This is a genomic window from Acinetobacter sp. UBA3025, from assembly GCF_002367915.1.
Lineage (GTDB): Bacteria > Pseudomonadota > Gammaproteobacteria > Pseudomonadales > Moraxellaceae > Acinetobacter.
On record NZ_DFDO01000216.1, the window covers coordinates 1 to 9,554 of the forward strand.

7 protein-coding genes and 2 pseudogenes are annotated in these 9,554 nt (G+C 42.5%); 5 read left to right on the forward strand and 4 right to left on the reverse strand.

Annotated features, from left to right (window positions below):
• The 3 genes and pseudogenes from B4J23_RS09115 to cysK all read right to left on the reverse strand — a co-directional run.
• A partial coding sequence (locus tag B4J23_RS09115; RefSeq protein WP_414631570.1) for a heavy metal translocating P-type ATPase occupies positions 1-2,164 on the reverse strand: 2,164 nt, incomplete at its 3' end.
• A gap of 93 nt (positions 2,165-2,257) precedes the next feature.
• Positions 2,258-2,419 (reverse strand): annotated as a pseudogene (locus B4J23_RS14405) (cation transporter); the annotation flags it as partial.
• Positions 2,420-2,602: 183 nt separating this feature from the next.
• Positions 2,603-3,601: a cysteine synthase A gene (gene cysK, locus B4J23_RS09120; protein ID WP_291360131.1), complete on the reverse strand. Its 999-nt coding sequence runs from the start codon at positions 3,599-3,601 to the stop codon at positions 2,603-2,605.
• A 291-nt stretch (positions 3,602-3,892) separates the two neighbouring features.
• On the opposite strand from cysK, the gene B4J23_RS09125 reads away from it, so the two are divergent.
• The 5 genes from B4J23_RS09125 (at position 3,893) to B4J23_RS09145 (ending at position 8,947) form a co-directional block, all read left to right on the forward strand.
• Positions 3,893-4,213 carry an ArsR/SmtB family transcription factor gene (locus tag B4J23_RS09125; RefSeq protein ID WP_104426093.1) on the forward strand — a complete coding sequence of 107 codons (321 nt, stop codon included), beginning with the start codon at positions 3,893-3,895 and terminating at the stop codon, positions 4,211-4,213.
• Positions 4,214-4,419: 206 nt separating this feature from the next.
• Positions 4,420-6,168 carry a SulP family inorganic anion transporter gene (locus B4J23_RS09130; RefSeq protein ID WP_291360135.1) on the forward strand — a complete coding sequence of 583 codons (1,749 nt, stop codon included), beginning with the start codon at positions 4,420-4,422 and terminating at the stop codon, positions 6,166-6,168.
• 313 nt (positions 6,169-6,481) lie between these two features.
• Positions 6,482-7,678, forward strand: coding sequence for a serine/threonine transporter SstT (sstT, locus tag B4J23_RS09135; RefSeq protein WP_104426090.1), 1,197 nt, complete (start codon positions 6,482-6,484; stop codon positions 7,676-7,678).
• 42 nt (positions 7,679-7,720) lie between these two features.
• The gene (locus B4J23_RS09140) at positions 7,721-8,395 is read left to right on the forward strand and encodes a YoaK family protein (protein WP_291360138.1); all 675 of its coding nucleotides are present in this window, start codon (positions 7,721-7,723) and stop codon (positions 8,393-8,395) included.
• Positions 8,396-8,410: 15 nt separating this feature from the next.
• Positions 8,411-8,947, forward strand: coding sequence for a DUF2058 domain-containing protein (locus B4J23_RS09145; protein WP_104426088.1), 537 nt, complete (start codon positions 8,411-8,413; stop codon positions 8,945-8,947).
• Positions 8,948-9,141: 194 nt separating this feature from the next.
• On the opposite strand, the pseudogene B4J23_RS14355 reads toward B4J23_RS09145, so the two are convergent.
• Positions 9,142-9,470, reverse strand: a pseudogene (locus tag B4J23_RS14355) (hypothetical protein).
• Positions 9,471-9,554: the final 84 nt, after the last annotated feature.

The window sequence follows — 9,554 nt, forward strand, 5'->3', positions numbered from 1 at the left end:
CGTCTGCTGCTTCGATTGCGACATCCGTACCAGTTCCTATTGCCATTCCAACATCGGCCTGAGCCAAAGCAGGTGCATCATTAATCCCGTCACCGACAAAAGTGACGATGCCATGTTGCTGTTGGAGTTGGCGTACCGCATCGACTTTTTCATTAGGCAGAACTTCAGCAATGACATGATCAATCTTCAACTGTCTGGCAATGGCCTGTGCAGTATGCTGGTTATCACCGGTGATCATGGCAATCTTTAAGCCTTGATCATGTAAGGCCTGAATCGCACTATAGGTTGTGGCTTTAATCGGATCAGCCACAGCAATAATGGCAGCCAATTTTTGATCTATAGCGACATATAAAGGCGTGCGTCCCTGCTCGCCTAACTGTTGTGCTTTCTCTTTAAAAATATCGACACTTAAACCCAATTGCTGCATCAGGCGCTCTGCGCCAATATGAATTTGCTGACCTAAAACTTGGGCTTTCACGCCTGCACCGGTGATTGAATCAAAATCACTGACTTCAGGTAGTTGCAGCTGTTGTGCTTTCGCAGCTTCCACAATCGCATGGGCAATGGGATGTTCAGACTTGGCTTCCACTGCTGCGACCATTTGCAATACTGTTTGCTGCTCAAAACCAGACGTCACTGCAAAATCGGTCAGGGCTGGTTTTCCTTCAGTTAAGGTTCCGGTTTTATCTACCGCCACAACTCTGGTTTGCTGCATGAGTTGCAATGCTTCGCCTTTACGGAACAATACACCCAGCTCTGCCGCCCGGCCGGTGCCGACCATGATAGATGTTGGCGTAGCCAAGCCCATTGCACAAGGACAGGCAATAATCAGTACAGCAACAGCATTGACCAGTGCATAAGTCAGATTTGGTTCAGGACCCAACAGGAACCAGACGATAAAGGTCAAAGTCGCGAGAAGCATCACAGCCGGCACAAACCATAAGGTCACTTTATCGACAGCTGCCTGAATCGGAAGCTTTGCGCCTTGTGCCTGTTCCACCATATGAATGATCTGAGCCAGGACGGAATCTTGACCGACCGCAGTCGCCTTGATCTGCAAAGTGCCATTCTGATTCACCGTTCCGCCAATTACCCGATCTCCAGCCTGTTTAGCCACAGCTAAAGGTTCACCGCTGATCATGGCTTCATCGATATAACTTTGACCAGAAACGACTTCACCATCAACTGCGACTTTCTCACCCGGACGAATCTCGATCAGCATGCCCTGCTGTACATCAGCAATTTTCAGATCAACCCAGGTTCTATTTTGCTGTACTCGAGCAGTTTTTGGCTGCAAGCCAACCAGATATTGAATCGCTTCAGAGGTTTTACCTTTGGCTCGAGCTTCCAGATAACGTCCCAGTAAGATCAAGGCAACAATCACAGCCGCCGCTTCGAAATACACATGTACAGTGCTTTGCGGCAATAATTGCGGAAAGAAAGTGGAAATACAGGAAAATCCATAAGCGGCTATTGTTCCCACGGCAACCAGAGAATTCATATCGGGTGCCAGTCGCAACAATGCCGGAATCCCATGCTGATAAAACCGCCGTCCTGGAATCAGCAAAACCAGAGTCGTCAGTACAAACTGGATATACCAGCTGTTTTGGGTACCTAGCGTATGTGCAATCCAGTGATGAAAAGCCGGAATCAGATGTGAACCCATTTCCAGAATAAACACCGGAACAGCCAGAATTAGTGCTAACCATAAGTCACGTTTTAGCTGTTCAGTTTCAGCGGTTTTCTTTTCCTGAAATGCCGTCTGGGCATCGGTAGCCTGTGTATCTAATTTTTCATGGGCGTTATACCCCGCTTTTTTGACGGCAGCAATTAAAGCTGGAAGCTGACTACGCGGCGCCTTGACCGAAGCTGTTTCAGTAGCGAGATTGACGTGTGCTTCACTTACCTGATCGACTTTTAATAAAGCCTTTTCTACACGTGCCACACAGGAGGCACAGGTCATTCCTTCAATAGCCAGTTCAATTCGGTCGGTTTGAATATCAAAACCGGCCTTTTGTACCGCCTTAACCAGTTGGGAAACAGCGAGAGGACGAATTGCAGTGACATGAGCTTTTTCGGTTGCCAGATTAACCTGCGCATCCAGTACCTGATCGACTTTTTTCAAGGCTTTTTCAACACGAGCTACACAAGACGCACAGGTCATACCTTCAATATTTAAATCAAACTGCTGGATCACGGCTTCAAAACCGGTTTTATTGATAGCATTGACGAGTTGCGTTGCAGGAATAGGTTGTTCACTTTTTAAAAAAGCCTGTTCAGTGGAGAGATTAACGTTCGCTTCCACCACACCTTCAATTTTCTTTAAGGCTTTTTCCATACGTGCGACACAAGAGGCACAGGTCATTCCTGAAATCTGTACCTGCTGTTCGTACAACTGTGTGGTTGCTGGTGTATTCATTCTGCGCTCTCCATTCACCCATTCACTGCTTATGCTATAGCTTAAACATTACCATAATGGAAAGGTCAAGCTTCTGGTTTAAATTCTTGATCTTTCATTATATGAAGGCATAAAGTCCAATAAAAAAGCCCAAAGATGACTTCAGGCTTTTTCGAGATTTAGTGAAACTAATTTGTTAAATATTTACTCAGCAGAAATATCTTCAAAAAGAATTGAAGATAAATAGCGCTCACCACCATCTGGCAGAATCACCACGATATTTTTGCCTGCATTTTCAGGACGTGCAGCCAGTTGCGCAGCTGCAGCCATTGCAGCACCACTTGAAATACCCACCAAGATGCCTTCTTGAGTCGCAGTTTTACGTGCCCATTCCACTGCATCGCTACTAGTAATGGCAATCACTTCATCTACCAGATCCAGATCCAGGTTCTTTGGAATAAAGTTCGCGCCAATACCCTGAATTTTATGTGGTCCTGGAGTGAGTGTCTCACCACGTTTTGCCTGACCAATAATGGCAGATTCAGCAGGCTCTACAGCAACTGAATAAATCGGTTTGTTTTTCACTTTTTCAAAAAAGCGTGAAATACCGGTAATCGTACCGCCTGTACCTATACCCGCTACCAGAATATCGACATTACCTGCAGTCGCTTCCCAGATTTCAGGACCGGTCGTCTCTTCATGGATTTTTGGGTTAGCTGGATTTTCAAACTGTTGTGGCAGGTAATACAGTTCAGGATTTTCATTCACCAGACGTTGTGCTTCTTCCACCGCGCCTTTCATGCCTTTGGCTGGATCTGTCAGTACTAAATTAGCACCTAATGCTTTCACCACTTTACGGCGTTCAATACTCATGCTGGATGGCATGGTTAAGGTAATATCATAGCCTTTAGCCGCTGCTACAAATGCCAGCGCAATACCGGTATTACCACTGGTTGGCTCAACAATGTGCATGCCCGGCTTCAATTTACCTGACTTTTCTGCATCAGCAATCAAGGCTGCGCCAATACGGCATTTCACCGAAAATGCCGGGTTACGGCTTTCAATTTTCGCAAGTACAGTCGCTCCGCCTGAAATGGCACGATTGATACGAACCAGAGGGGTATTACCAATTGCCTCTGCATTATTGCTATAAACCGCTATACCTAAATTGGCAGGTGTTGGAAAAGCTGAATCTGTAGTCATTAGAATATCCTTGATGTTATTCGCCAAGATGTATTTACATGATACAAGCATTTTCCGGCTTTGTAGATGCCTGAAACAAGATGGAATCACGATAGCAGTTTGAAATGAAACATCTTCTTTCTAAAAAACCGGAACACGATAAAATTATCTTATATTTTAATTAGTAAATTATAACTATTCTTGATAACACAATTCATTAAAAACCATAGTAATTCACGCTTTCTATCCATCAATTCACGCTGTTCGAGTCGTATAATTCGCGGGCTGTAATTGTATAAATGGACATAGTAAATGAAAACCGATCTTGAAATTGCCGCGATGCGGGATTCAGCTCAACAGGTTGTCGGTATTTTAAAGTTAATGGCCAATACGGACCGACTGCTCATTTTATGTCATCTCTCCCAAAATGAACTGAATGTCTCTCAAATTGAAGAGATTACCGACATCAGACAGCCAACCCTGTCTCAGCAGCTCATGATTTTGCGTAAAAGCGATGCGGTAAATACCCGTCGAGACGGTAAACAGATCTATTATTCGATCAAAGACCAGAACCTGGTAGAAATGTTAAAAAAGCTTTATCAAATCTACTGTGTAAATCAAGCAGTCGCTTAAAGCTGCAATTTACCTCATTCGTCCTGTTTTATTTTAAAGCGATCTGCCTGATTTAAATTTTCTCTACTGAGAGTTTTAAGTCTTTTGTCTTGATCCTTTGTCCTCTCATTCATTTTTTAAAATGTGAATGATCACCTATTTATATCCTAAGACTTCTTAGCAGAATTTATGCATAATATATCTATATTTGTGATTTAGACCTGTATATGCCAAGTTTTAAGTCTAGACTGCTCAATAGACTCCCTGCCTGGTCATGGTTAAGTCAGTACAGCCCAGTGAAATTAAAATCAGATGTACTGGCTGCCCTGATTGTCGTCGCGATGCTGGTACCCCAAGGGATGGCCTATGCCATGCTGGCAGGTTTGCCGCCGATTATGGGACTCTATGCCAGTATTCTACCAATGATCATTTATGCCTTATTGGGCGGCAGTACGACCTTATCGATTGGACCAGTAGCCATCATTTCCATGATGACCTTTGCCACACTGAATCCATTATTTGAAGTGGGTTCTCCGGTCTATATTGAAGCGGCAACTTTATTGGCATTGATGGTCGGCATTATTTCCTACTTTTTAGGTGTATTCCGTTTCGGCTTTTTAATTCAGCTGATCAGCCATCCGGTCATTCAGAGTTTTATTATTGCTTCGGCTCTATTGATTGCTTTTGGTCAGTTCAAGTTTCTGGTGGATTTACCTTTAAAAGCCAATAATATTCCCGAGCTGGTGAAAAGCCTGATTGAATATTTACCACTTTTGCATCTCCCGAGTCTGATCTTTGGCCTGCTTTCTATCGGTTTACTGGTTTATCTGCCGAAACTATTAAAATCTCAAGCAGTACAAAGCCGGATCGGTTCGACTGATTTTCTGGTTCGAGCAGTTCCACTGATTCTGGTTTTTCTCGGTATTGCAGCCGTTCTGTTTTTAGACTTAAAAGTTCAAGGCATTAAAACGGTCGGTGAAATTCCTTCTGGCTTTCCGCCCTTGTCTTTCCCACACTGGAACTGGGAGCTGGTGATGACCTTATTACCGGGTGCCAGCATGATTGCCATGATCAGTTTTGTGGAATCTCTCTCTATTGCTCAGGCAACAGCGCTACAGCAGCGTAGCAATTTAAATAGCAACCAAGAACTGATTGCGCTCGGTGTAGCCAATATCAGTGCCGGAATCAGTTCCGCCTTTCCTGTAACCGGTAGTCTGTCACGTACTGTGGTTAATGCTGACGCTGGCGCCAAAACACCTTTGGCTGGCGTATTGTCTTCTTTATTGATTGTCGTGGTTAGTCTGTTTTTTACCAGCTTCTTTGAGGATCTGCCGCTGACCATTCTGGCTGCAACCATTATTGTGTCTATCTGGAAACTGACCAATTTCCAGCCTTTCGTCGATGCCTGGCGTTATTCCAAAGCTGATGGCATTGCCATGTGGATTACTTTTTTTGGTGTGGTATTACTGGATATTACTACCGGTCTAATCGTCGGGATTATTTCGACCTTTATTCTTATGCTATGGCGCATCAGCCGCCCTCATATTGCAGTCGTGGGTCTGGTGGAAGGCACCCAGCATTTCCGGAATATCCAGCGCCATCAGGTGATGACCTCTGATCGGGTTCTGTCACTGCGTATTGATGAAAACCTGAGTTTTTTAAATGCGCATACCTTAAAAGGTTATCTGATTAATCAGTTAAGTTTAAATGACAAGTTAGAGCATGTGATTTTGAACTGCTCCAGTATTAGTGCCATTGACTTGAGTGCTTTGGAAACGCTGGAAGAGCTCAATGCTGAATTGTCAAAACTGAATATTCGCCTGCATTTCGCAGAAGTGAAAGGCCCGGTATTCGACCGCTTGCAAGCCTCCAAACTATTGACACATTTGAGTGGACGGATTTATCTAACCCATTTTCAGGCAATTCAGGATCTGGCTCCGGAAATCTTCGAGAAGCCTCAACATTATATGATTTAAGATTTTTTAATTCCTTGCATGATAGACATGCTGTCATGCAAAGAATTGAACTGAAACATAACTGGAAATGATTGATTTAAATTCTATATTCATCTAAAAAATAAAGTTTAAAAACCGATCATTGAATCTGGCTATTTCTAAGAATTTTGTATGGAAATAATACGATCAAGATAAAAAATCATCTTAATTATTTATTAATTTTCAGATATTTAAATATTATCTAAAAATATATTTTAAGCGATCCTTAATTTAAGTATAAAATAACGCAAATTTTTTTCGCATTTAGCCCTCGTAATTTTCACAAGGCAACCTTATGTTTTCTGCCCTTTCGCGTCTGAGTTTAGTCTCCCGAATCATCATCGCCATTATTCTAGGTGTTGGTGTGGCTCTGTTATTTCCTGAAGCTGCACCTTTCTTAAGCCTATTGGGCGATCTGTTTATTAAGGCACTAAAATCCGTCGCGCCAGTTCTGGTTTTCATTCTGGTTCTTGCATCAATCGCAAATTTCCAGGTTGGCCAGACCAATTCAACGATAAGACCTATTATGCTGATGTATGCTGTCGGCATGTTCCTGGCAGCATTAAGCGCTGTGATCGCCAGTATTTTATTTCCAAGCACATTGTTCCTGGATATTGCAGCGCAAGGTGATTTACAGCCGCCAGGCAGCCTAGGTGAAATTCTCAAAAATCTGGTGCTGAGCTTTGTAGCGAACCCGGTGGTTGCCATTGCTGAAGCGAATTTTATTGGAATTCTGGCATGGTCAATTGCGTTAGGGATTGCCTTCCGTCATGCATCGCACACAACTAAAACCTGTTTAAATGACGCTGCCAATGCCATCAATTATGTAATTCGTCTGGTAATCAGCTTTGCACCAGTGGGTATTTTTGGTCTGGTTGCCGTGACTTTTGCCGAAGCCGGTCTTGATACTTTGACTAGCTATGCGCATTTATTAGCTGTTCTGCTGGGTACAATGGTATTTGTGGCCTTGGTGATTAACCCGTTAATGGTCGGTTTCATTACCCGTCGCAATCCATATCCACTGGTGTTTACCTGCTTACGTGAAAGTGGCATTACCGCGTTCTTTACCCGCAGTTCTGCTGCCAATATTCCGGTAAACCTGGACTTGGCAAAACGCTTAGGTGTGAAAGAGACTACTTCAAGCGTAGCGATTCCTTTAGGTGCAACAATTAACATGGCTGGTGCATCAGTGACGATTACAGTGTTGTCTTTAGCTGCAGTGAATACTTTAGGTGTTAATGTTGACTTCACCACTATGCTGATTCTTTCTATCGTAGCGACTGTGTCTGCATGTGGCGCTTCAGGTGTGGCTGGTGGTTCACTATTGCTGATTCCGGTAGCTTGTGGCCTGTTCGGGATTTCTTCAGATATCGCAATGCAAGTGGTAGCAATTGGTATGGTGATCAGTGTATTGCAGGACTCTACCGAGACTGCACTCAACTCATCTACCGATGTTTTATTTACTACAGCAGTAGACCGCGCTACAGATTGATTTTATATTGAAGAATCAAGATGTTTTGCTAATGATATTGCCATGCCATTACAGCGTTTACCATCGTGGGTTCAATTGGGTGCATTCTTCCTTGCGGTAAATGCCGGAATGATTAATGTATTAGGACTGGTGACCGTGTTGCATCAGTCTGTTTCACATATGACCGGTAATGTCAGTATGCTGGCAATGGCGCTGCTGGACTGGCAACCGCGTCAGATTTTATATCTGATTCTGGTTACTCTCTGTTATGTAATTGGCTCGATGTATAGCGGGCTGATTTTAGGAAATAGTCACTTTCGCTTGGGACGCCTGTATGGTTATCCTTTAAGCCTGGTGGCTTTTTTTATATTCATTTGCTGGCTATTATTGCCCTATTTCCCGCGTTATGCCTTGTTATGGGCCTGTGTCGCGATGGGCGTGCAAAATGCCATGGTCAGCCATTATAAAGGTGCAATTATCCGGACCACACATCTGTCTGGTGTACTGACCGATTTAGGTCTGGCTATGGGCTATCGCCTGCGTGGTCTGGTAGTAGAATCCCGTAAAGTGATCCTGCATATGCTGATCTTGGTCGGCTTTTTAATGGGTGGCATACTTGCCAGCTGGATTTATCCTTATTTAAAATTAAATGCATTCCTGGTCCCTACAGTGTTAAGCCTGCTGCTTAGCCTGACCTATTGGGTGATCTATTTACGTTATCGACATCAACACGACTAATTTCTGGAAATTCTCATGGTTAAAAATGCATTACAGGCGCAATTGTTAAAAGCAGGCCTGGTCGATAATAAAAAAGCCAAAAAACTGTCTAAACAGGCTGTACATGAAAAGCGCACAGGCGACAGTAAAGAAGCCGAAATCAAGGCCAAGATTGAACAGGACAAACAGGAAAAGCTGGCTAAAGACCAAGCCATTGAACAGGCGAAAAAAGCCCAGTTGCAGGAAAAAGAACTTAAAGCGGCGATCATGCAGATGATTAACCAGCATAAAATCCGCGATACGGATGGTGAGATCAGTTATCAGTTTATTGATGACAGCAAGATCAAGAAAGTTTATATCAACCAGCAGATTTATAATGCGCTGGTCGCTGGCAGTCTGGTGATTGCACGTGAAAATGAGAGTTATGCCTTCCTGCCTAAAGCTCTGGCGGATCGCATCAATTCAAAAATGGAAGGCTTTATCATCGTGAATAATTCAGAGAAAAATGAGGAAACCACTGATGAAGAAGATCCATATGCAGCTTATGTGATTCCTGATGATTTAATGTGGTAAGCACATTTTCCTTAAAAGGAAAGCATAAATAAAAAACCGGCATATTTGCCGGTTTTTTAATCTATTTCATTAAGTCTATGTCAGCTTGTCTTTTGCATATTCTTGTTTTAATAGATAGCAAATTTCACTCAATTCAAATCCTCTTTGGAAACTTAAGATTTCATATAACAGGCTTTAAATGAAAGCGCTAATAACTAAAATTTAGTCTGTAAATATTCAATAAATCCCTCAATTTTCTTAATCACGTATAAGCAGATATGCAAAGGACTCACGTTATTTTACTGAGCTTTTTCTACTCTATACTTTGCTCTTTCTAATAGCGCTATTACATAATGTATAGAGCTTTTAAGAATTTTTTTCGGATCTTTTTTTGAATACAAGTAACAATCAATTTTTTCAAAAGATTCATCATTAACCACTATCTCTAATATAGTGTTATTAATTTCATGGCTTATTGATTGCTCAATATGTTCCAGTTCATAGGAATGTAAGCTTGTGCTATAACTATTTGAAGATTTTTCATTTTTAATGATTAAGATTATATGATTTTAATCCTAGCACTATCGTAAGTATATAAAATGTAAAATAGATCTCTTGCGAAAGTCAT

What these genes read in the sequence shown, in the direction of transcription:
- cysK (WP_291360131.1), bottom strand. Translation starts at nt 3,601, where the DNA reads ATGACTACAGATTCAGCTTTTCCAACACCTGCCAATTTAGGTATAGCG.
- B4J23_RS09125 (WP_104426093.1), top strand. Translation starts at nt 3,893, where the DNA reads ATGAAAACCGATCTTGAAATTGCCGCGATGCGGGATTCAGCTCAACAG.
- B4J23_RS09130 (WP_291360135.1), top strand. Translation starts at nt 4,420, where the DNA reads ATGCCAAGTTTTAAGTCTAGACTGCTCAATAGACTCCCTGCCTGGTCA.
- sstT (WP_104426090.1), top strand. Translation starts at nt 6,482, where the DNA reads ATGTTTTCTGCCCTTTCGCGTCTGAGTTTAGTCTCCCGAATCATCATC.
- B4J23_RS09140 (WP_291360138.1), top strand. Translation starts at nt 7,721, where the DNA reads ATGCCATTACAGCGTTTACCATCGTGGGTTCAATTGGGTGCATTCTTC.
- B4J23_RS09145 (WP_104426088.1), top strand. Translation starts at nt 8,411, where the DNA reads ATGGTTAAAAATGCATTACAGGCGCAATTGTTAAAAGCAGGCCTGGTC.